The organism is Paludibacter sp. 221 (assembly GCF_010501035.1).
Lineage (GTDB): Bacteria > Bacteroidota > Bacteroidia > Bacteroidales > Paludibacteraceae > QVMH01.
This window is the reverse complement of sequence record NZ_QVMH01000001.1, coordinates 1-22,531: the sequence shown is the minus strand read 5'-3', so window position 1 is coordinate 22,531 and position 22,531 is coordinate 1. Positions and strand designations below refer to the sequence as shown.

The following is a 22,531-nucleotide window of genomic DNA, read 5'->3' as shown; positions in this document are numbered from 1 at the left end:
ATCAAACATGAAAACTTGGCGGTTTGGTAATTTGAAAACAAGGAAACTTGAAAACAATAAAATAATAAAGCTTGAAAAACTTACAAATATCAATATGTGTAATTCTAAAAATTGAAAACAAGATGAAAAAAGAACCGTTATTTATCGCCTTCTCCACTCAAAAGGGTGGTGTCGGCAAAAGTACATTTACAGTACTCGTGGCAAGCTATCTGCATTACTTCAAAGAACTGAATGTTGCCGTAATGGATTGCGACTATCCGCAATGCAGTGTCTACGACATGCGTAAACGTGAAATCCGGCAGTTGGAAACCAACCTGCACTATCAGTCCAAAGCTATTGCCCTGTTTGATTCGCTGGGTAAACAGACCTATCCCATCGTATGCTCCAAACCGGAAGAAGCAATCCTGAAAGCCCGTGAGTTTTTGGCTAGCGAACCAGCCGACTATGATGTGGTATTTTTCGACCTGCCGGGAACCATCAACAACGATGGGGTAATTTCAACCTTTATGTCGATGGATTATGTTTTCGTGCCAATGGCTCCCTCTCGGATGTCAATGGAGAGTACACTCTCATTCATTGTTCCTGTAAAAGAAGTGTTGGGGGAATACAAAGACCTGAACCTGAAAGCCATCCATCTGTTTTGGAATCGTGTCGATGGACGTATCAAGAAAGACTGGCTCGAACACTACAAGAAACTTATCTGCCAATTTGGATTACCGCTGATGCAGACAGTTATCCCGCAATCCGTCCGCTACGACAAGGAACAGTCCATCGAGGGTAGCGATGCTGTTTTTCTATCCACAATCTTTCCTGCTGATAGGAATTTACTCAAAGGCAGCAACTTGGATTTGCTGGTTAATGAAATTATGGAGATTATTCACCTTAAACCTCAATTATAATGGCAACAGAAAATAAATTCGATAAACTCCGCTCAATGGTACATCAGGGTGTACCGTTGGAAAAGACTATGGAGAATACAGCACCGGAAGAAGTAAAGTCCGCCAGTGTGGATTCGGAAGTGATGGAGACAGAGATGAAGAAGAAAATAGCCGGACAAATTGTTGAGCCAACTGAAGAAATCGAGGAACTAGTGACTAATGTTGCCGAGCCTCCGGTAAAACCAACAGAGAGGAGAAAGCGCAAACCGCAGGCAGATTATCAAAGTTTGTTCTTCAACCGGATAGATTTCACACACCGGAAGCCGCTGTACATTACCGCCACAACCCACCGCCGGTTAATGCGAATTGTTCATCTGATGGATGAATCAAAAGCGACTATCAGCAGCTATGTGGAGAATATTATCCTGAACCATTTGGATACGTTCAAAGAAGAGATAGATACCATTTACCAAACGAATAATATAAACCCGACAGAATAATGAACAAAGTATTTATAAAATTCTATGTATTGGTTAGCCTGTGGTTTTGGGCGGGGATGCTTCTGAGTGGTCCGCTACGCAGGGCTTTTGGCGATATGCACCGTAGACTCTTGAAAAGAATCTATGATGCTACTTGGGGACAGGTGGTAAAAGCATATAAAAAAGTAACCGGTTCGATATTAAAGAGATTTAAAGACACCACGCTTTATGTGGAGAATCGTACTTATGAGCTACGTGTAAAGGTTGCCCGCTCGCTGGTAAGTAAAGAGCTACTCGAAGAATTGACAGAGAAAAACTTTGTAGCAGCAATTTCAAAAGCAAGACAAATAGGCACATGGGGGCATGGGACTTCTTTTGAGGAACTTCAGATGTTGGGCGGTCTGGCATCAGGCAGAACAGTTGACAGAGAGGAAAAGAAGGCTGCCTTAAATGTAGCATTTGAACTTTGTGATACTGACCTCTTCGAGCAGATAATAACACGGATACCCCGTGCGCAGGAACGTATATTGTTGGCTTTTGAACAGGCAGAAGGGAACGCTCCTTATGACTCCATCAAAAATGAGGAGTTCCGAAAATTTATACGGGAGTAATGGCTCGTGTAAAACGGGGCAGCCTTCGGATTGATTTTCGAGGGCTGTTTCCTTTTCTAAGAGAAAATTATTCCATTTCTGAAATGAGTTTGTCTCCGAAACCCCGGACAACCCCGGACAAATGCTGCCACAGCCTGATTCTTTGCTATTTAACCGATTTTTTGTATATATATTTGTGCTTCGATTGAAATTAATACTTAAAAAATAAAGATATGGAAATAATAAACATTGAAGCACAAACTTTCGAAAAAATGCTTTCCAAGTTTGAAGATTTTGCAAGCCGGATGGAGTATCTATGCCGCTTGCATGGAGACAGGGATATGAAAGAATGGTTGGATAATCAGGACGTATGCCAGCTTTTGAACATCTCGAAGCGGACACTTCAAACGTTACGGGATAACGGAACACTGGCATATACCCAAATCAGCCATAAAACTTATTACAAACCGGAAGACGTGGAAAAAATCGTTCCAGTGGTAGAAGAAAAACGCAAGCAAGCTAAATACAAAGGAAAACAGGTATGAGCAATCAATTAATTACATCAGAAAACGAAAGGGTAAAATCATTTTTCCTTTCACTCGAACGGCTATCTACTGCGATAGAGAAATTATTCACACCCCGCAAACCAACATTGAATGGGGAGAGTTTCTATACGGATGAGGAACTATCAAAGAAATTAAAGCTGAGTCGGAGGAGTCTACAGGATTATAGGAACGAGGGGCGTATTCCCTATATCAAACTGGGCGGCAAGATACTGTATCGGTCATCGGATGTAGAAAAACTGCTTAACGACGGATACCATGAAGCTTTCCGGAATCAACCCTAAACACAATATTATTTTTTCTTTTTTTCGGCAACTTTTATCGTACAGGAAGAGAATAAATTAGACAAACCTTTCCAAAGGAAACCCGCCAGGGCATTGGGTTTGGTGTTTTATTCTCTTCCTGTTCTTTTGTGAACGAAAAATAAGAAAAATCAATTTAGCATTGACTTATTGCTCCGAGAATTGCTAATTAAGAGCAGTTGGTGACCATTTTGAAATACTACTTTATTCATTAACCACTCCCGAAAGATTTCTGTATTCTTCGACTTAATCCGAAATGAAAGAGCCACAATCATTTCCAAACTATATTGTTCAACAAAATCACCATTCTTGTAATAATAAGTCCGACAAACATTGGTTTCATCAAATACGCTAGTTTTCAGAATGGCACGAATGTTTGCATTTATTTTGCTTACAAAACATTGGAACAAATCGGCTAGCTGGTGTTGTGTCATCCAGATTTCGGCTGATACCGGAACGGATACAATTCCATTTTCTATGGTTATTACATCTCGTTTCATAATTTATCCGATTGAAAATTTACCATTTATCCCTTCCATATCTCGCATAATGCTTTTATCCAATACTTTGGCATAATGGCGAGTCATCTTTGTATCGGAATGCCCCAGCATTTTAGCTACATTTTCAATTGAAACTCCATTGGCTAAGGCGACAGACGTTCCGAAGCTGTGCCTACCGGTGTGTGTTGAGACCTTCTTTGCAATTCCACATATATCAGCCAATTCTTTTAAATATGCGTTCATCTTCTGGTTGCAAAGAACAGGTAATAAAGTTCCTTTCTGAACACAAACAGGGTGGGTCTTATACTTTGCCAGTATCTGTTTTGGAACATCCAATAATGGGATATTACACATATTATTGGTCTTCTGTCGCTTTTTCCTAATCCACAATGCACCATTATTGTCGGTGGCGATATGTTCGGCTGTAAGTCCTTTCAAATCCGAAAAGGCGAGGCCGGTAAAAATTGAAAACACAAAAATATCACGTACCTGTGCCAGTCGCTCTATTGTTATCTCTTTATCTATAATTCGTTGAATTTCGGAGTCTTCCAAGAAATCCCGTTCCACCTCATCCAGTGTGAACTTAATATTGGCGAAAGGATCTTTGCTAATATAGTCGTTTGCCAAAGCAATACGAATAATTTTCTTGAAATTTTTCAGATACTTGGTTGCCGAATTATGAGAGCAGTTTCGTTCGGTTTTTAGATAAAACTCGTAATCCGTAATAAATTTGTGATTGACTTCCGTAATCGGAATGTCTTCTTTGTGGAAATTGAATTGGATAAAATTTGCTGTATGCTTCAACGAAGTTTCATAACGGGTAACTGTCGCCGGAGCCATATCTTTGCCTATTAGCTTTCGGCACCGCTCGTTGTGTTCTCGAAAAACATCGAGTAGCATTATTACTGGCTTGTCGTTTCTTCCCAAATACTGGTCGATAATCTTATGTGCAGTAATCTCTTTGCGGTCAAATTCCATCTCGCGATAGATTTGCATTATTCGCATGCGGATGGTGTCTAAACGGAAATTGATTTCTTGGTCTCCCCGATCGTCCCCGATTACCTTTTCAGCGATAGTATTCCACTTTTTGAAGTCAACTCTAAGGCTAATGGATGTTTCACATCGTTGTCCGTTGACTGTAACACGCAAATAAACAGGACTTTTCCCATCTTTTGCGACCCGTGATGCCTTTACGACAAACAGGATTTTGAAGGTCATTCTTTTCATACATTTCAATTTTTAATTGGGTTCGAAATATATGAAATATCAGTGGGAACAGAACTACGCAAAGAACGGCATTATGTTGAAAAACAACCCGTTAACCATAAATAGGGGAGCTTTTCCTATTTTTCTTGCTCCTCCCCGAATAAGTCTGAGAAAAGTACTCCAAATTGCTGTTTTCTGCTATTCTCTCAAAAACAAAAATCCCTGTAAACGTCTAATTTACAGGGATTATCTTGTTTTTGCTTTGCTTATTTGCGGAGAGAGAGGGATTCGAACCCCCGGAACCTCTCAGTTCAACGGTTTTCAAGACCGCCGCAATCGACCACTCTGCCATCTCTCCTAAAGTGGTTTTGCTCTAAATGCGGTGCAAAGATATGACTTTTTTATTAAATACCAAAAATCGTAAAAAATATTTTTCCTTAATTAAAAAATGATTTATGCTGGTTCCGGCTACTGAAAAAAGCATATCTTTGCTTTTGAAATTAACGCGTTTTTAATTCATCCCTGATTGGTGAAGAATATTTACAAAAATATTATTCCTGTATTTGCAACTTTGATACTTGTAGTGGTGTCATCTTTCTTCTTTTTCCGTGTCGACCTGACTTCGGATAAGAGGTATAGTATTGCTCCGCAAACAAAGCTGCTTATGCAGCGTGTGACAGAGCCAATGGAGGTAACCGTTTATTTAAATGGGAATCTGAATCCCGGTTTTTTGCGTTTGCGGAATGCCACAGTTGAGCTTCTTGAAGAACTTGCAATATATGCCAACAGGAATATCACAATCCGGTACGAAGATGTTTCGTTAATCGAATCGGTGGGGAAACGTCAAGAGAAATTTGCCGAACTTCAGGCTAAAGGATTGACGCCTGCTATGCTCAACGAGAGAGATAAGGATGGTAAAATAGTTCAAAGCATTATTTTTCCTTGGATTGTGTTAAGCTATAATAACCGTACGCTTCCTGTAAACCTGATTAAAGATGTTTATGGTGTATCGCGCGAAGAGAGCTTAAATATATCAATAGAGAATCTGGAATTTGAAGTGACTGATGCTATCCGCCAGTTGATATTGAATGACGTGAGAAAAATAGCTTTTATCGAAGGGCACGGAGAACTTTCGGAAGATGATACATTTGATATAAGCAAAACATTAAGCAAGTATTTTCAGGTTGACAGGGGTGTCTTGGGAGATGACGCTTCGGTGCTGAATCCTTACAAGGCTATAATTATAGCTAAACCTACAGCTCCATTCAGCGAATCTGATAAGTACATCATCGACCAATATATAATGAACGGAGGTAAAGTGCTGTGGCTTGTAGAGGGGGTGAAGATAGCGCGCGAAGAATTATCTGCTACTGGAGTATCACCTGCTATCGAGATGGATTTAAACCTAAATGACATGTTTTTTCGGTATGGGGTACGAATTAATCCAGTCTTGTTGCAAGATGTACAAAGTGTGAATATCCCTGTTAATGTAGCTCCTGCGGGGGAATCTCCTCAGTTTGAGCCCATGCCTTGGTTTTATGCTCCTTTGCTGCTTACGTCGTATGCACACCCTGTTACACGTAACATTGCGGAGGTTAAGGCCGATTTTTGTTCGGCGGTGGAACTTGTGGGCGAGAATGCTGGATTAAGTGCAAACCTGCTGTTGGCTACATCGGACAATACGCACGTAGTGAGAACTCCTGCAACTATTGATTTAAATGATTTGGCAGATGTAAATGAACCGGATTACTTCAATATGGGTTATATACCTGTAGCGGTTTCGTTGGAAGGTGTTTTTTCTTCAGCCTTTGCCAATCGTATGCAACCGAGGGGGGTGGGTAATTTGTTGCCTCAAAGAAGCCAAAGCGTAGCTACAAAGCAGATTATTGTTGCAGATGGTGATATTATCAGGAATGAGATTGCCGGGAATGAGATAATACCTTTAGGGTTCGACCGGTATATGAACCGGCAATTTGGCAATAAGGACTTTATCTGCAACTCAGTCCTTTATCTTACTGATGAAGATGGGTGGATGAACCTTCGTTCGCGGACAGTGACATTGGGTCTACTTAATAAGCAGTTGATAAAAAGCAAAAGCACTGTTATTCAGACACTTAACATTGTTTTACCAATTGTAGTGTTGCTTGTTTTTGGTTTTGTTTACCAATTGATAAGGAAGAGGAAATATACTTAAAAATGCTCGAAAGGGCTTGTTTATCAAGAAATTCATATTAACAAATAATAAAAATCGAAACAAGTTTTCATATTAAAACTAATTTTCGTACTTTTGCACGGTTTTGAAAATGGCTGGTAAAATGTCAAAATTTGAACAATACAATATCATTCTTAAAGGGCTTCCTGAGAGTCCTGTGGTAAAAGAATTTGTCCTTGACGATGTTTTTTTTAAGAAAATAGACAGTCCGGAGGTTCAAAAAGGGAATGTAAAAGCAAAGGTGACTATACGGAAAAAGGAAAATAACACCTTTGAGTTGTTGTTTGATTTGGACGGAGTTATCCTGATTCCGTGCGACCGCTGCTTGGACGATATGGAGCAGCCTATCACTTATAAGGAGAACTTATTGGTGAAGTTTGGCAATGCATTTTCGGAAGAGGACGAAATGGTGGTTGTGCCTGAGTTAGAAGGCGCGATAAACATTGCGTGGTTCCTGTATGAATTTATTATTCTGAACATACCGATAAAGCATGTGCACCAGCCCGGCTTATGTAACAAGTCGATGATAAGCAAGCTTAAAAAGCACATTGCCCGTAGTAGCGACGACGATGATGATGAAAATGCCTTATTGGAATTGGACGACGATGATATGGGAATAGATGAAATAGCAGAGGATTGACAATATATATAGTACAAGTTTTATTCTCTGATAATTTTAAAAAGCATATAACATTACTCATAGGATATTTAAAGTATAAAACAATTAAAAAATTAGATAAAAATGGCACATCCCAAGAGAAGACAATCGAAACAACGTTCTGCAAAAAGAAGAACTCATTATAAAGCAGAACTTCCTACATTAGCAGTATGCTCAAATTGTGGAGCTACTCATATTTATCATACTGTATGTGGCGAGTGTGGCTACTATAGAGGTAAATTAGCTATTGAAAAATTTGCTACAGTATAATTCGTAAATTATATTAATTTGGTAAAATTATGTGTAAGCCCAGAGTAAGACACTTCGGGCTTCATTCTTTTTTAATTTTAACCACTATCGAAAAGTTATGTCTAAAGTTCATGCTGTAATTACCGCTGTAGGAGGTTATCTTCCCGACTACATTCTGAATAATCATGAGTTGAGCACCATGATGGATACAAGCGATGAATGGATCACTACACGTATTGGTATTAAAGAACGCCGGATACTGAAGAAAGAAAATACAGGTACTTCTTATATGGCAGCCAAAGCCGTAGAAGAAATATTCGAGAAAACGGGTGTGAAGCCGGAAGAAATTGATGTTGTTATCTGTGCTACTTCGACCCCTGATTATATCTTTCCGGCTACTGCAGCAGTAGTTTGCGAAAGAGTTGGCATAAAAGGAGCACTGGCTTATGATTTACAGGCAGCTTGTTCCGGTTTTATTGTAGGGTTGACAAGTGCTACGGCTTTTGTTGAATCAGGACGGTTTAAAAAAGCCCTTGTTATAGGTGCCGAAAAAATGTCGTCAATCACAAATTACGAAGACCGTGCTACTGCTCCTATTTTTGGAGATGGTGCAGCTGCGGTTTTGGTTGAACCCACAAATGAAGAATTGGGTGTGATGGATGCTATACTTCATACAGATAGTACCGGGATAAAACATCTTCATATGAAAGCTGGAGGCTCTATGATGCCGGCTTCGCACGAAACAGTCGACAACAAACTTCACTATGTTTATCAGGAAGGGCAAGCTGTATTCAAAAATGCGGTGTATGATATGGCCGAAGTATCGGCCGAGATAATGGAACGTAACAACCTGACCGGTGACGATATAAGTTGGTTGATTCCTCATCAGGCCAACCTCCGTATTATCGATGCCGTACAGAAACGTACAGGAGTCGATCACGATAAAGTTCTTATTAATATTGAACATATCGGCAACACTTCGGCAGCAAGTATTCCTATCGGGCTGTGGGAGATGGAGAAAAAGTTTAAGAAAGGTGACAATATCATTCTTACTGCTTTTGGAGCCGGATTTACATGGGGAGCAATTTACCTGAAGTGGGGATATTGATAAAAAAATCGAGATAAATTATATGTTTNTGTCCAAAAAAGCGAATAAGTCAATTGTAGTATATTACAATTCGGAAAGTAAAATAAGGTAATAAGGACGGTTTACTCCTACTTGTGCAATTACTAAGATGTTTCAATAGAATAAGATGTTTGATAAAAGCCTTATTTTCAGCTAATAACCTTATTACCTTGTTTTGGACGGTAATAATTTGATAGTAGCAAAATTGATTATTTTATTTTTGAGACAGTTCCTTACATTTGTAATTATTGCTGTCCGGTAAAATATGTATTTTTGCCCTTGATTTCACTTTTTGGTGTGGTAACTACAAAGGATATCAAAAAAGGCTAAATCCCAAACGAGGGGTTCAGACTAAATTTTAGCACAAAGGAAAGTTTACCGGACAGCAATAATTGGCAAACTATGAGTTCCAAAATTCAAAATAACCTCGAACCATGTTTAAATCCTATTGACCACCTTCAATTTCATTGATATTATGTCTTAGCGAGTTCTAAAATATCCTGATTTGCCTTAATATAAGCTATCGCCGCATCATATCCTATCTGATAAATTTCCTGATAATTATCGAAGCTGAATTCATGGAATTTATTGAGCACAAGCGGCTCTATCAGATAGGTACAGATATCACGCCCTTCGCGTGAGTTCATGTGCTGCATGGCACGTATGGATGCCAACGCTATGTCGTAGGGACGCATCACGCCGGGAGCATTCAGTTTGGTATATGGAATAACATCAACGCCTATTGTTCTTTTAAATTCGCTCTCAAAACACTGGGCGGGCAAATTATTAGTCACTCCCCCATCCACATACAGTATGTCATTGTGCACTATAGGCTCAAAAACACCGGGTATGCTGGCCGATGTGCCTACCCACTTATCCAACTCGCCGCCTTCGCTGATTATTTTATACTGTGCTGCATGCATATCCGATACACAAACAAATAGTTTTTTAGGCAATCCTTCGAAACTGTTGTGAGGTATCAATTCGCGGATAAGCCCCTGCAAAGTGGTATGGTCGGACAGTCCGCGTTTTCTGAAAGGAGAATGTAAAGTAAGTAGATGGCTAATCTTATAGAGCTTATCATCCTTGATAAGTTGCAACATATATTTGGGCGAATATCCCGCTGCATAAATACAGCCCACTACAGCCCCCATACTCGTACCGGATATCCGATTGGGGAATATCCCGTGCTCTTCCAATGCCTGAATAACACCTATATGGGCAAATCCTAAAGCACCTCCACCGCTTAAACAAAGATTAATGTTCTTAATCTTTTTCTGAGAAGAAAATAACCGCCGTCGCATAAACTTCTGAAATTTTATGAGAGCCAAAAGTAAACATTATTTTCTGATAAGTAAAGTTACAAATTATTAAGAACAAATCCGACTCTCTTTTCCACACTATCTTTCGGAAGCTCTATTATACGATAACCATAACTGAGATACGTCTCTTTTATTTTATCGTAGGTAAGCATAGCTTCGTCCCAATCCTGTTTCCGCTCCTCATCCGTATGATATATTTCTTTCCAAGGCGGCAGCAAAAACACCTTCCGGTTACAGGAGTACGTTTCCACCATATTTTCCCACTCTTTGGTTATCTCCATACCCATCATTTCGGCATAACAAATGGCATCTAATATTCCCCTGTCGAAAAAGACCAGCTCCCTTTCGTCAGCGCTATTATATGTATCCAAATAGCTACGTACCGACTCTTCGAGCATCAAAAGGGTGTAAAGTTCCCTGTCTTTCCAAGGCAGGGCGTCACCACCGGTTTCAACTTGCTTCTTTATAACTTCGCGTGCAACTTCCGCCGCGCAATGAAAACCTTTTTGCCTCAATGCGTCAATCAGAGTGGTTTTGCCCATACCCGGCCCGCCTGTAATTATATAAAAGTTATCGCTATTATATTGAGAATCTATGTTCGTTTTCATAACTCGCTTTTTTAGCTATAAAATAATTGAGAAAACTAAAATCAAACTTCGGATACCCACTCATAACTGTAAATAAAATGAACTTTAATGACAGGTAAATTGTTTTAACAGAAACATTATTTAAACATATAATTTATCTATCATGAACATTTACATTGGAAATCTCAGCTACAGAATCAAAGAATCGGATTTGCGGGAGTTATTGGAAGAATATGGAGGTTTGTCTTCTGTAAGACTAATTGTCGACAAAGTATCGCACAGGTCGAAAGGATATGCATTTGCTGAAATTGACGACGAGACTGAAGCCCAACGGGCTATTAATGAACTGAACGGCAAAGAAAACGACGGCCGTCCTATGGTGGTAAAAGAAGCTCTCCCGAAAAAATAATATCAAAAAAACAGATAGAGATAGATAGTTGGTATATTCCGGCTATCTATTTTTTTTACCCAAGTAAATTCTAAAAAACGTCTTTTCAATGGCTTTTGCGGATGCCGGAGAATACAAACTCGACAATGCTGTTCTTGTTTTTCTCAAACTCGGTACTTATCCCCTGGCGGATATAAGGCACTTCGAGCCCTTTGAGCGAATAAAAAATAATCATAGCCGTAAGTTCGATATTTACACGTTTAAACACGCGCTTGGCAACCCCCTCTTCCAATATGCAGCGGATTAGCTCTATTTCCTTCACATCTATCTTGCGGCGCGTACGTTCCACCTCATAAATATCATGAAAAAAATCGGCACGCAACGAGCCATTGCGGCTTACAGCATCCTTTACAGCATCCAGGTGAGTTATTATGTGCTTGGTAAGTTTTTCTTCGGGCTCAGCGTTTTGCTCCGAAATAACGCAGAGCTTATCCAGAATAATAGACAGTTCGTTATCAATAACAGCGCGATATATATCTTCTTTGCTCTTGAAATAGGTATATAAAGTACGCCGCCCTTTTTTTGATGCTTCGGCAATATCGTTCATCGTAACATTCTTTTTGCCATGCTTCGCAAAAAGCTCCCTCGCCACTTCAATCAGTTTCTTTTTTGTTTTTGTGTTTTTTGATAACATTGCCAACATGCTTTACTCTTGCAAATATAAATAAAAAATAGCTTATTCCCGAACGGGATTTGCATTATTTATACAAAGTTTATCTGCCTGAGAATAAAAAAAATGACAACACAAAATCCCTCAGATTTTTACGATGACCCCAGTTTGGTTTACATAAACCCTCAAAAAAAACACCATTTCCCACACAAAAAAAGACATTCAAGATTTCTCCTAAATGTCTGATTTTGAAGTGACTCCGACAGGATTCAAACCTGTAACCTTCTGATCCGTAGTCAGATGCTCTATTCAGTTGAGCCACGGAGCCAATACTTTTGTTTTGCGGTTGCAAAGATAAGGTTATTTTCCGTTTTTACAAAACAAAAACAAAAAAGTTTTACAAAACAGGCTCAATTTATCTCCTAAATGCTACTTTTCCTCAGCAGGAGGGGTTTTCGACCTGCGGTCGAAAAACGGATTTTTAGAAGAACAGCTTATCGGGATTCCGTATATAGAGCTACAACCGGGCATCATACCCAACTCCTTAGCTACACGTCCTACCGAAAACATCACACGGCTGTCTACACGCCTATCAGTTGCCGCGGCACATGCCGAGCCTATGGCAATACCCACATCTACCGTGTTCAGAGCACAGGGGATATCCGCATGCTGAAGTTTCTCCACACAAGTATCAAAACCACAGTAGCCGCAATTCAGACCATGTACCTTCTCTTTCGTTCCGATAAGAACAATGGCTTCCGCCTGCAATATATTCTCCGCGTCGCGGGTAATAAATTTCAATCCGGTTATTTCGCTATATTGCAGCATCGCTTTCGACAGGTCGTCAATCGTATCGTCGGTTACCACAGCTATCTCAATTATATCGAAGCCCTTGCCTTTAGGCGCAGTACGGGCAGCCGTTATCATATCGTTTGCCACCTGTAGCAAACGTTCTCTACGGGTTTCTCTTTCGTTTATCAACATGTTTATCTAACGAAATGGGGTTAATAAAGGTTCAATCGCTTAAAAAATAAAGAAAACACCGCTCGACACTTCGCTTGGCGGAGCCAAGAATTTACGCTGATTACTTTGTCTCATCGGAGTTTAATATCCTATGAGACAAAATAATTTGCGTAATCAGCGTAATTTGCGTTCAAAAGCCTTTTTCTAACACACGCAAGACGGCTTTATTTGTTTGAAAAAGTCATTTCCCTTGTCATCCACCAATATAAAAGCAGGGAAATCTTCTACCTCTATTTTCCAGATAGCCTCCATACCCAGCTCTGGATACTCAAGACATTCTACCTTTTTGATATTCTGTTGTGCAAGAATTGCAGCAGGTCCACCGATAGAGCCTAAATAGAAACCGCCGTATTTATTACAAGCATCAGTTACCTGCCGGCTACGGTTTCCTTTTGCAATCATAACCATGCTTCCGCCATGCGATTGGAACAGGTCGACATACGAATCCATTCTTCCGGCAGTAGTAGGCCCAAACGAGCCCGAAGGCATGCCTTTAGGCGTTTTGGCAGGGCCGGCGTAATATATCGGATGGTCTTTCACATATTGCGGCAAATCCTTACCCGCATCCAGCAACTCTTTTAATTTAGCATGGGCAATATCGCGCCCCACTATAATAGTTCCGTTCAGCGACAAACGGGTTGCCACCGGATACTTAGTCAGTTCAGCCAGAATATCCTTCATCGGTTGGTTCAAATCTATTTTTACAGCATCACCTTCACCTGCTTCGCGTAGCGATTCGGGGATATATTTTCCCGGATTATCTTCCAGCTTTTCAACCCAGATTCCGTCTTTATTTATTTTACCTTTAATATTACGGTCGGCCGAGCACGACACAGCCATTCCCACAAAGCACGATGCTCCATGACGCGGCAAACGTACGATACGAATATCGTGGGCAAAGTACTTTCCTCCGAATTGAGCACCATAGCCCGATTCCTGTGCTGCTTTCAATATCTTAGCCTCCATTTCCAAATCGCGGAATGCTTGCCCAAGTTCATTGCCTGTAGTGGGCAGGGTGTCATAATACTTGGTCGAAGCCAGTTTTACCGTTTTCATACAAACATCGGCCGATGTACCCCCTATCACAAATGCAATATGATAAGGCGGACAGGCAGCAGTACCCAGCGTTTTCATCTTTTCGGTCAGGAATTTTTCCAATGTCACAGGATTCAACAGGGCTTTAGTCTCCTGAAACAGATACGACTTGTTGGAAGAGCCGCCACCCTTAGCCATAAACAGGAATTTATACTCATTACCGTCTACCGCCATTATATCGATTTGGGCAGGCAGGTTTGTTCCCGTATTCACTTCATCATACATATTCAACGGGGCATTTTGCGAATAGCGTAGATTTTCCTGTGTATAAGTTTCGTACACTCCTTTCGAAAGCGCTTCTTCATCACCTCCGCCGGTCCATACATTTTGACCTTTCTTAGCAATTATGGTAGCAGTACCCGTGTCCTGACAAAAAGGAAGCACTCCTTTTGCTGAAATCTCTGCATTGCGAAGCATGGTCAGAGCCACGTATTTATCATTTTCACTCGCTTCGGGGTCGTCCAGTATGGCAGCAACCTGACGCTGATGCTCAGGACGAAGCAGAAATGCACAATCGCGCATAGCAACCCGCGAGAGTTCGGTAAGCCCCTCCGGCTCTACTTTCAAAATTTCATTTCCTTCAAAATTAGAAACCGAAACGTAATCCTTTGTAAGCAAATAATACTCCGTATTATCTTTCCCCATCGGAAAAGGCTCCTGATATTTAAATTCCTTAGCCATAAACAGTTGTATAAATTAGTATTTCTTTTGTATTTTTATTTCAAGCAACAGAGATACAAAAATACTGCTTTTTAATATTATAAGATAGTCTTAAATTGATAATTTTCAATAAAAAGAACAATCAAGCTTCATCTTACCTAATTCAAACTTCCCCTCGTTTATAACGAGAGGAAGGGTTACAGCTTATAAGGCAAAATAAGGTNAAAATAAGGTAATAAGGTAGGTTTACCCTTAATTGTGGAGTTATTAAGGTTTATCAACAAAACAAAGTACTTGATAAAAACCTTATTTCCGAACAATAACCTTAGTAACTTACACGCCCGACAACAATAACCTTATTGCCTTATCCTGGGCGGTAATAATTTGGGATGTATTTTAAAAAAGTATGCTGACTTTCAGGCAGAAGCATACTTTGTAAAACACCTCCAAAGAACAATCAAGCTTCATCTTACCTAATTCAAACTTCCCCTCGTTTATAACGAGAGGTAGGGTTACAGCTTATAAGGCAAAATAAGGTAATAAGGTAGGTTTACCCTTAATTGTGGAGTTATTAAGGTTTATCAACAAAATAAGATACTTGATAAAAAACTTATTTCCGAACAATAACCTTAGTAACTTACACAACCCGACAATAATAACCTTATTACCTTATCTTGGGCGGTAATAACTTGATAGTAGCACATAGCTTATATGTAATTTCTACTGTGTTTCTATGTGTTTTCGTATGTGTACTATGTGAGCTACCAATTAACCTCCCATTGCAAAAATCGAAGGTTACCAGACTTTGCTCTCTATAGCAATCTTCCCCCCTACCTCTCATAAAAAATTATCCACAAGCGGATTCGCCTGTGGATAACTGAATATAAAAAAATTACAAACTTCAAATTAGCGGTTGGTCTTTTGCACTGCCGAATAATTAATCCGAAGTGCATAAGCCCGTCTCAATGCCTGTTTCACATCAGTTACAACACCCATACGGGTATCTTTGTCTGCTTTTATCGACACAGTCATCAAGTTCTGGTCTTCTTCTTTCATCGAGCTACGTTCGGTCACAATATAGTCCTCCAATTGAGCTACATCAGCAAAAGCATCACCCAACTGGATACGTGTTTCTGTACCAAAGGTTTTTTGCCATTCCTGAGTAGGTTTTCCGATATATACGTAACGCACCAATGATTTATTCTCCAGTTTTGTAAGTTCAGTTGCCTGAACCGGAGATATCTGCACCTTATAAGTAACCTCTTTCATTGTGGTAATCATCATAAAGAAGAACAAGAACATGAAGATGATATCAGGCAACGAAGATGTACTCATCTCGGGGGTTTCCCTTTGCTGGTCTTTTCTTATCTTTGCCATAATTTAATTTCCTCCATAATTTTTAGGTTCTGCTTCTGATATCTTCTGTGGATAAACCTTTTGTACCGATTTCTGCAATTCGACAGGCAACTCGTCATACAAACGTCCGAAACGGTTTTGAGAATATTCATTTCTCAATTCGTTATAAGCTGCAATCAGCTCATTCTGAACGTCGATATATGTCTGATATTGAGTATCCACATCATTCTGCAACGATATAACGTGGTTTTTTGTCACCGCAACATCCCCAAGGTATTCTATGTTTTCCATAACTACTTCAGGAAGATTGGGATCTTCAGCCTCGTTTTTGATAAACTCTTTCGCTTTTGCCTTAAGGTCTCTGATATCCAATATATCTCCTTGTACAAGCAATTGATTCATACTGTTCACCTTCACCACAAAGATATTACGCTTTTTAATATCGATATCCTCAATTGGTTGATCAGGTGGAAGTGGAGCCGGAAGCCTTCTCGACAACCCCTTGTTTGAATCCATACTTGTGGTTACAAGGAAAAAAATAAGAAGGATAAACGAGATGTCGGCCATCGAACTCGAATTTAATCCTGGAACTTTTCTTTTCTTTGCCATATTAATTATTTACATATTGTGAATATATAAAATCCACACGTATGTATTATTTTAATTTTACGTAAATTCTGCTACCAACGATTGCTAATATAACAATAGCAAATAATGTGTAACATGCATATATAATCATATCGGTGAATTGTGCCCAAAAGCCTTCGTTCTGATTTCCTTCGTAACCAAAAATAGACATTTTTTCAGGCGACCCTACATTCCATGCTACTATGAATATCAAGGCGAAGACAGCAAGAGTAGCAATTGTTTTTATTCCGCTTTTAGGATTTACAATAATATTCTTTACAAACTTATAAATTGCAAATCCTATAGCAACAGCGGCTGTTGCTATGAGCAATGCATAACACCAGTATATCAAAGTGTCTGTTGCGACCGGCACATTGTACGTATCGCCACCAGCAGTTTCTATTGCGCCGGCACTTGGGCCTAAATACATTATCCCTACAAGGATAATTGAAACAGCGAGCAGAACAACTGCAATGATACTGGTTATTCTTGTTAATATTTTTTCATTCATATCTTAAGTTTATTTTAAAATAAATCCGGTATTATTTTTTTGAATGTTTCACAATGATATCAAGCAATGAGATAGAAGAATCTTCCATGTCATTTGTCAAACCTTCAACCAAAGTAAGGATATAGTTGAAGAATACTTGAAGAATCATCGCTACAATAAGACCGAATACTGTTGTCAAAAGTGCAACTTTCATACCACCTGCAACAACTGTAGGAGAGATATCACCCACTTGTTGGATTTTGTCGAAAGCCTGAATCATACCAATCACAGTACCCAAGAAACCTAAACTAGGTGCAATAGCAATAAACAACGAAATCCATGTCAGGTTCTTTTCTAGCATACCTAACTGAACACCACCATAAGAAGCTACTGTTTTTTCTACTACATCAAGACCTTCGTCGTAACGTGAAAGACCTTGGTAAAAAATAGAAGCTACCGGACCACGTGTGTTACGGCAAACATCCATAGCTGCATTAACACCACCTTTGTCCCAAGCTGCATCAATATTGTTTAATAGCTTTTTTGTGTTAGTTGACGAAAGGCTCAAATAAATGATACGCTCGATACATAGTGACAAACCTAATATCAAACACAAAGCTACCGGACTCATCCATATAGCATCTCCTTCAATAAATTTTTGCTTCAATGTTTTGTGCAAGCCACCACCTTCTTCCATATCGGCAGGCGTTGTAGTTTCTATTGTAACTGCAGTTTCAGCTACTGCCGGAGTTTCAGCATATTCCTCTGTAGAAGCAACGTCCTGAGCTAAAACACTTACAGGAATTCCATAACTGCAAATTGCTACGATTGATAAAATTGCAAATAACTTTTTCATTTTTTCTGCTTTTTTAGTTTCTAATTTTTTTGTGTTTTTATTATTTATTCTTTCATTAAAATTGCTTTTCATTAAGCATAAAATTTATGCGGAGAGGAAGAGATTCGAACTCTCGATACGGTTTCACGCCGCATACACGCTTTCCAGGCGTGCCTCTTCAACCACTCGAGCACCTCTCCGAATTGGGGCGCAAGTTAAAAAAAAAATATGAATTACAAGTACATTTGATTCTTTTTTATGTTTCTAAAACCGTTATTTACCCACTTTTTGCATCTCGTTAAGTTTGTTTCACAGTTTTTTAAGAAACTAAACAATATTCGTCCCATATCAAGACCGAATGACCTCGCCTCACCTCCATTCAAAACCCGCGTATTTATATATAACGGAACTTACTACACAAAAGTATTTCAGGCATCCAAGACATTCAGACAAAGACACAACAAACACAAAAACACGCCAACTGCCTGAACAGCCGGACTAAAAACAGAAACACTTACCTAGAAGGCAATTCACGCCAATTTTTCAAAATCTTTTAACTCCCCATTCGCATTAATTAACAAAAACTGTTTTATCGGTAGATTTGCCAGCCAATAGAAATGTTTATCTTTGCGGTTGATTTTATTAAATATACATTATCAACAAAAGATGAGAAATAAAATTATCTATTTCATATTAGCTACCCTACTTGCAACAACTGCTTATAGCTGTAAAGACAAAATTACAGCCGATTTCTCGTACGACCCGGCACAACCCAAGATAGGAGAGCAAGTTGCATTCACTAACTTATCATCGGGTGGCGACGATTTTGAATGGACATTTAAGAACCTCAACACCGGCTCAATTTCCCGTTCGCTCCATAAAAGCCCCAAAATAACATTCACACGTCCCGGCGACTATGATATTACCCTACGCGTAGATTCCAACAACAACTATGTAAGGACAAAATCGTTTTACGTTTACGACAGTATTCCGCACATTACACGTAATACGCAAAACGTAAATTTTTATAAAAGTGTAAAATACAGTACTCTGGCGTACAACCCTTTCGGCCGGACAAAAACATACCAATGGTTCTTTTCTGAAAATGCACGCGGTGAAAGCCTGCGCGACACTTTAGATAACATGCAAGTCTCTTACGAGGAAGAGCCGGTTGTCTTTTTTACAAAAAGAGGTGTGGAAGAAACCGTCTCTCTACGTATGACAATAGGAGACTCCGTTTATACTATCGACCAGATAAAGAAAGACGTGTTCACCGTAAGCGACACCCTGACACGCAGCTTGCTCATTGCGCGCAAAAACAACCAAAACATACTGCGCCAGCGAATATTCGACAATGGCATCGAAGAGGCTACTGAAACCAATATACCATCGGGGAAGCATGCCTTTAATATAATGACATCAAACAAACAACTGTTTGTTTTTGATGCGGGAACACACGTAACAGAGGACAATACTGTGGGAGATGGAAACATCCGAATTGTGAACCTTGAAAACGACCAGATAAAGACCATTATCAAAAACGAGGGAACAAACTCTTACAATGGATTCTACAATGGATATGTAGATAGCAAATATGTATATTGGAGTGATTACAGCGACTTTGTTTATAAAATAGACCGGACTAAAACCGACCAGACTTTCCAATGGCTGGGCGACGACCAATACAAATCCCCATACTATGTAGCACGTGTGGATTCGTTAGGGCACTTTGGGAGCGGCTTAGCTAAAGGACAATTCAGCGGAGGAGTTTACCTGCACGACAGAGACGGCGTATTTTACTGGGCAAAAGGCGGTACCGGAAAAGGAATCTATCGTTTCAAACAAAGCAACATAAAAGAAAAAATCGACCCGGTACTTTTCCCGGACTACTCAATCCGTGCATTTGCCGTAGACAGGGCTAATAATCAGATTTATTTCTCAGTTACAGCACCTGCTAACAAAGTGGGGCTTTGGGTTGCAAACATTGATGGCACACACGAACGTCAGATAGACAATTCGCCAATGGCTAACCCATTATTCTACATTACGGGAATTGTGGTAGACAATACGTCGAACAATGTATTCTGGGCATATACCGCCCCTGAGAATCTGGGAGAAGCATATTTCGAGGAAAACCCAACCCACCGTTCGGGTATAAAGCAAATCAAACGCTTAACCAGCAACATAGCCGTACCTGATACAATAATATACTTCAACAATAAAATAACCGATGCTTACGGAATAGCTTTGGACGATGTTCCTAAATATGGGAAATAACGTGAGCCGAATATAATATTATAAAAGGTATACATATTTTAAAAAAAAGTAAAAAGCAACCACCTGACAATCAGATGGTTGCTTTTTTAATCTTTATACCAAACATCTAAACAATTCAGTATCAACACATTAAAACCATTTACTCCAACATCAGGTTCATGCAAGGAGAATGGGGCTGGAAATGCGTTACAATATCGCCGGACAACTGCTCCAAGTGGAACCCAAAAAGCAAGCGGCAAAGCTGCCGAACGGTTAGTTTTTCATCAAACTGTGCACCTTTATCAAACTTCATAAGCCCGTTGCCTTCTATATGAAAAACCCCGTTGTTATCGGGAATTGCGCTGTCTTGCAGTTCGAACGAAAAAGGATTACCCCTGTAGCCTTTCGCATACATGCCAATTAGTTTTTCCGCATCAATCACACGGGCCATGCCCGACAAATCAGATTTAGGAGGAAAGCCATCCAGCTCCGCATCTTTCACAATAGCCGTAAAATCGGTTTTCGTTTTTTGCACACAAAAATCCTTGTTCCTGAAAAGGCTATCGAACTGTAAATAAGCTTTATCCATATTCCCACCCGATGCCGAAATTATCTCTTTCAGAGGAATAAACTCCTCGTCTTTTTCGAAAACAGCGGCATATCCATACCGAGCATAATAGCCATAAAGCCAATCCTCGGCCGGAATAAGAATAGAAAGAGGGATGTGTTTTTTGCGCATCGCACCGAAAGCCTCCGACAGCAACTTACCCATATAACCACGGTTGCGCCATTCGGGCAAAGTACAGGCTCCCGAAATATACAGAGACGACACTTCCTCGCCATAAAAAGAGAATTGGTACGGAATCATCTGCAACGAAGCTACAGCCGCTCCCCCTTCCGAATAAAGCAGGGTATTCTCATTCCTGTATTTTTCAGAAAAATAGAAATCCACAAACGCAGGAGAATCGTCAAAACAAGCCTCCCACATCCGGCGAATTTCCGGCTCTGTCGTTTTATCAGCAAACCGAATCATAATTAAGCAGTTGCGAGTTACGAGTTAGAGATAAGAAGTAAGGAGTAAGGAGTAAGAGGCAAGTAAGTAACTTTATACTTTTTCCTTTCACCTTTTTCCTCATTCTTATTTCTTATTTCTTTTATCTTGATTCTTGACTCTTGATTCTATAAAAGCATAATTGACGCAAGTCTGTGACTTGTGTCGATGTTTCTTCTGTAGTTTAAAACTACATTTATTTTCGGCACAAGTTACGCTACGCTAAACTTGCGCCAGTCAGAGGTTTATTAACTGCGGATTTTAAATCCGCAGTTAGAATATCATCGGATTGCCGCTCGAACTTGTTCGCACCGCAAAGCGGATTGTTCCATTGGCTTGCCAAGAAATCCGATGAGACAAACAGTTACAAGTAGAGATAAGGAGCAAGAAGCAAGCAAGTAACTTTATACTTTTTCCTTTCACCTTTTTCCTCATTCTTATTTCTTATTTCTTATTTCTTTTATCTTGATTCTTGGTTCTTGATTCTTGGCTCTTGACTCTATAAAAAGCCCTGTTTTTTCAGAACCTCCAAAAACTTATCCGAAAACACTTCGTTGTTTTTTCGGGGATAACGAATATCGGTGAAAACCTGAGCCAGAGTTTCCTTATTATTTTCGGCAACAAAGTTTTTATAAAAAGCGCTGTTTTCTTTTTCGGCATACAGGCTATTTATATCCTCAGTCGTATAATCCTTATATTGTTCATAATGCACTACCGCATCCAATGGCAGGCGGTCGGTCTGCTCCGGAATTTCGGCAGGGTAACCCACTGTAATAGTGGTTATAGGAACAACCAACTTAGGAAGTTTCAGAATATCTATAATTTCACCCGCATTATAAGTAGTAGTGCCAAGGTAGCAGATTCCCAAGCCTTCGGCCTCTGCCGCAATGGCAAATGTCTGCGACGCCAGCAAAACATCAATAGCCGTTGTCATAAACGACTGAAAATTATCATATCCGGCATCAGCCCGACGCATCCCGCACCATTTGGTAAAGCGGTTGAAATCGGCACAAAACGTAAGCACGGCAGGTGCCTGTACCACCATAGGCTGGTTGAAATGTGTGGGTGCAAGCTGACGTTTTATTTCATCGCCGGTAGTTACTACTACGCTGTAAGCCTGCATATTTCCCGTATTGGAAGTACGGCAGGCAGCTTCAAGCAGTTGGTTCATCAAACCTGCGTCTATTACTTTATCCGTATATTTACGGATACTGCGGTGTTGGTTCAAAAAATCTAACATAGTCCTAATATTTTTATACACAAAGGTAGTATTTATTGGAGATTATATTCAATAAAAAATGAATGTATTTTAAAAGCATGCTAACTTGAAAAGTCAGATTTTCATATGGAACAGTCCGATGTATCGGACACCGCAGGCATGTGGCCTGCGGAGGAAAGATAAAAAGCA

The 22,531-nt window shown here is 39.8% G+C and carries 24 protein-coding genes and 3 tRNA genes; 11 read left to right on the top strand and 16 right to left on the bottom strand.

Features of this window, described 5'->3' with window-relative positions; all coding sequences use genetic code 11:
* Nucleotides 1-122 precede the first annotated feature (122 nt).
* The 5 genes from D0T49_RS00135 to D0T49_RS00115 all read left to right on the top strand — a co-directional run bounded on the left by D0T49_RS00135 (nt 123) and on the right by D0T49_RS00115 (nt 2,794).
* Entirely contained in the window at nt 123-899 is a 777-nt protein-coding gene (locus D0T49_RS00135; RefSeq protein WP_163628454.1) for a ParA family protein, read from the top strand.
* Nucleotides 899-1,378, top strand: coding sequence for a DUF3408 domain-containing protein (locus D0T49_RS00130; RefSeq protein ID WP_163628452.1), 480 nt, complete (start codon nt 899-901; stop codon nt 1,376-1,378). Before D0T49_RS00135 ends, D0T49_RS00130 begins: the two co-directional genes overlap by 1 nt.
* Nucleotides 1,378-1,968 carry a hypothetical protein gene (locus tag D0T49_RS00125; protein ID WP_163628450.1) on the top strand — a complete coding sequence of 197 codons (591 nt, stop codon included), beginning with the start codon at nt 1,378-1,380 and terminating at the stop codon, nt 1,966-1,968. The genes D0T49_RS00130 and D0T49_RS00125 overlap by 1 nt, the downstream gene beginning before the upstream one ends.
* 212 nt (nt 1,969-2,180) lie before the next feature.
* Entirely contained in the window at nt 2,181-2,492 is a 312-nt protein-coding gene (locus D0T49_RS00120) for a helix-turn-helix domain-containing protein (RefSeq protein WP_163628448.1), read from the top strand.
* Nucleotides 2,489-2,794, top strand: coding sequence for a helix-turn-helix domain-containing protein (locus D0T49_RS00115; protein ID WP_163628446.1), 306 nt, complete (start codon nt 2,489-2,491; stop codon nt 2,792-2,794). The genes D0T49_RS00120 and D0T49_RS00115 overlap by 4 nt, the downstream gene beginning before the upstream one ends.
* Before the next feature lie 149 nt (nt 2,795-2,943).
* Here D0T49_RS00115 and D0T49_RS00110 read toward each other — a convergent pair whose 3' ends face one another.
* The 3 genes from D0T49_RS00110 to D0T49_RS00100 form a co-directional block, all read right to left on the bottom strand.
* A complete protein-coding gene (locus D0T49_RS00110) occupies nt 2,944-3,312 on the bottom strand; it encodes a protein-tyrosine kinase (RefSeq protein WP_203583393.1) in 369 nt (122 codons plus the stop codon).
* A gap of 3 nt (nt 3,313-3,315) precedes the next feature.
* A complete protein-coding gene (locus D0T49_RS00105; protein ID WP_163628444.1) occupies nt 3,316-4,539 on the bottom strand; it encodes a site-specific integrase in 1,224 nt (407 codons plus the stop codon).
* 252 nt (nt 4,540-4,791) lie between these two features.
* Nucleotides 4,792-4,876: transfer RNA gene (locus D0T49_RS00100), tRNA-Ser, on the bottom strand.
* A 171-nt stretch (nt 4,877-5,047) separates the two neighbouring features.
* Between D0T49_RS00100 and gldG the strand changes: the two genes are divergently transcribed.
* The 4 genes from gldG to D0T49_RS00080 all read left to right on the top strand — a co-directional run bounded on the left by gldG (nt 5,048) and on the right by D0T49_RS00080 (nt 8,745).
* Nucleotides 5,048-6,712 carry a gliding motility-associated ABC transporter substrate-binding protein GldG gene (gene gldG, locus D0T49_RS00095; RefSeq protein WP_163628442.1) on the top strand — a complete coding sequence of 555 codons (1,665 nt, stop codon included), beginning with the start codon at nt 5,048-5,050 and terminating at the stop codon, nt 6,710-6,712.
* A 121-nt stretch (nt 6,713-6,833) separates the two neighbouring features.
* Nucleotides 6,834-7,370, top strand: a complete 537-nt coding sequence (locus D0T49_RS00090; protein WP_163628440.1) for a DUF177 domain-containing protein — start codon at nt 6,834-6,836, stop codon at nt 7,368-7,370.
* 102 nt (nt 7,371-7,472) lie between these two features.
* On the top strand, nt 7,473-7,658 hold the full coding sequence (rpmF, locus tag D0T49_RS00085) for a 50S ribosomal protein L32 (RefSeq protein ID WP_163628438.1): 186 nt from the start codon (nt 7,473-7,475) through the stop codon (nt 7,656-7,658).
* Nucleotides 7,659-7,755: 97 nt separating this feature from the next.
* A complete protein-coding gene (locus D0T49_RS00080; RefSeq protein WP_163628436.1) occupies nt 7,756-8,745 on the top strand; it encodes a beta-ketoacyl-ACP synthase III in 990 nt (329 codons plus the stop codon).
* 491 nt (nt 8,746-9,236) lie between these two features.
* Here the strand turns inward: D0T49_RS00080 and D0T49_RS00075 are convergent, their stop codons facing one another.
* Together D0T49_RS00075 and D0T49_RS00070 are read right to left on the bottom strand one after the other, a co-directional pair.
* Nucleotides 9,237-10,067, bottom strand: a complete 831-nt coding sequence (locus D0T49_RS00075) for a patatin-like phospholipase family protein (RefSeq protein WP_163628433.1) — start codon at nt 10,065-10,067, stop codon at nt 9,237-9,239.
* A 56-nt stretch (nt 10,068-10,123) separates the two neighbouring features.
* Nucleotides 10,124-10,693 (bottom strand): AAA family ATPase, encoded by a 570-nt coding sequence (locus D0T49_RS00070; RefSeq protein WP_163628431.1) that lies wholly within the window; start codon nt 10,691-10,693, stop codon nt 10,124-10,126.
* A gap of 142 nt (nt 10,694-10,835) precedes the next feature.
* Here D0T49_RS00070 and D0T49_RS00065 point away from each other — a divergent pair, with 142 nt between their 5' ends.
* The gene (locus D0T49_RS00065) at nt 10,836-11,081 is read left to right on the top strand and encodes an RNA-binding protein (RefSeq protein WP_163628429.1); all 246 of its coding nucleotides are present in this window, start codon (nt 10,836-10,838) and stop codon (nt 11,079-11,081) included.
* A gap of 85 nt (nt 11,082-11,166) precedes the next feature.
* Here D0T49_RS00065 and D0T49_RS00060 read toward each other — a convergent pair whose 3' ends face one another.
* From D0T49_RS00060 to D0T49_RS00020, 9 genes are all read right to left on the bottom strand, one after another.
* Entirely contained in the window at nt 11,167-11,754 is a 588-nt protein-coding gene (locus D0T49_RS00060; protein WP_163628427.1) for a TetR/AcrR family transcriptional regulator, read from the bottom strand.
* Between the two features lie 230 nt (nt 11,755-11,984).
* Nucleotides 11,985-12,058: transfer RNA gene (locus D0T49_RS00055), tRNA-Arg, on the bottom strand.
* Between the two features lie 101 nt (nt 12,059-12,159).
* Nucleotides 12,160-12,714, bottom strand: coding sequence for a ferredoxin domain-containing protein (locus D0T49_RS00050; RefSeq protein WP_163628425.1), 555 nt, complete (start codon nt 12,712-12,714; stop codon nt 12,160-12,162).
* 183 nt (nt 12,715-12,897) lie between these two features.
* Complete coding sequence (locus D0T49_RS00045) at nt 12,898-14,529, bottom strand: fumarate hydratase (RefSeq protein WP_163628423.1); 1,632 nt, start codon at nt 14,527-14,529, stop codon at nt 12,898-12,900.
* An 885-nt stretch (nt 14,530-15,414) separates the two neighbouring features.
* Nucleotides 15,415-15,885, bottom strand: a complete 471-nt coding sequence (locus tag D0T49_RS00040) for a biopolymer transporter ExbD (protein WP_163628421.1) — start codon at nt 15,883-15,885, stop codon at nt 15,415-15,417.
* 3 nt (nt 15,886-15,888) lie between these two features.
* On the bottom strand, nt 15,889-16,473 hold the full coding sequence (locus D0T49_RS00035; protein ID WP_163628419.1) for a biopolymer transporter ExbD: 585 nt from the start codon (nt 16,471-16,473) through the stop codon (nt 15,889-15,891).
* A gap of 46 nt (nt 16,474-16,519) precedes the next feature.
* Nucleotides 16,520-17,002, bottom strand: coding sequence for a hypothetical protein (locus tag D0T49_RS00030; RefSeq protein WP_163628418.1), 483 nt, complete (start codon nt 17,000-17,002; stop codon nt 16,520-16,522).
* Between the two features lie 31 nt (nt 17,003-17,033).
* A complete protein-coding gene (locus D0T49_RS00025) occupies nt 17,034-17,837 on the bottom strand; it encodes a MotA/TolQ/ExbB proton channel family protein (protein WP_163628416.1) in 804 nt (267 codons plus the stop codon).
* Nucleotides 17,838-17,926: 89 nt separating this feature from the next.
* Nucleotides 17,927-18,016, bottom strand: a tRNA-Ser gene (locus D0T49_RS00020).
* A gap of 466 nt (nt 18,017-18,482) precedes the next feature.
* Between D0T49_RS00020 and D0T49_RS00015 the strand changes: the two genes are divergently transcribed.
* Nucleotides 18,483-20,093: a PKD domain-containing protein gene (locus tag D0T49_RS00015; RefSeq protein WP_163628414.1), complete on the top strand. Its 1,611-nt coding sequence runs from the start codon at nt 18,483-18,485 to the stop codon at nt 20,091-20,093.
* 139 nt (nt 20,094-20,232) lie between these two features.
* Here D0T49_RS00015 and D0T49_RS00010 read toward each other — a convergent pair whose 3' ends face one another.
* Together D0T49_RS00010 and D0T49_RS00005 are read right to left on the bottom strand one after the other, a co-directional pair.
* On the bottom strand, nt 20,233-21,105 hold the full coding sequence (locus D0T49_RS00010) for a GNAT family N-acetyltransferase (protein ID WP_163628412.1): 873 nt from the start codon (nt 21,103-21,105) through the stop codon (nt 20,233-20,235).
* Nucleotides 21,106-21,622: 517 nt separating this feature from the next.
* Nucleotides 21,623-22,363 carry an NADPH-dependent oxidoreductase gene (locus D0T49_RS00005; RefSeq protein ID WP_163628410.1) on the bottom strand — a complete coding sequence of 247 codons (741 nt, stop codon included), beginning with the start codon at nt 22,361-22,363 and terminating at the stop codon, nt 21,623-21,625.
* Between the last annotated feature and the right edge of the window lie 168 nt (nt 22,364-22,531).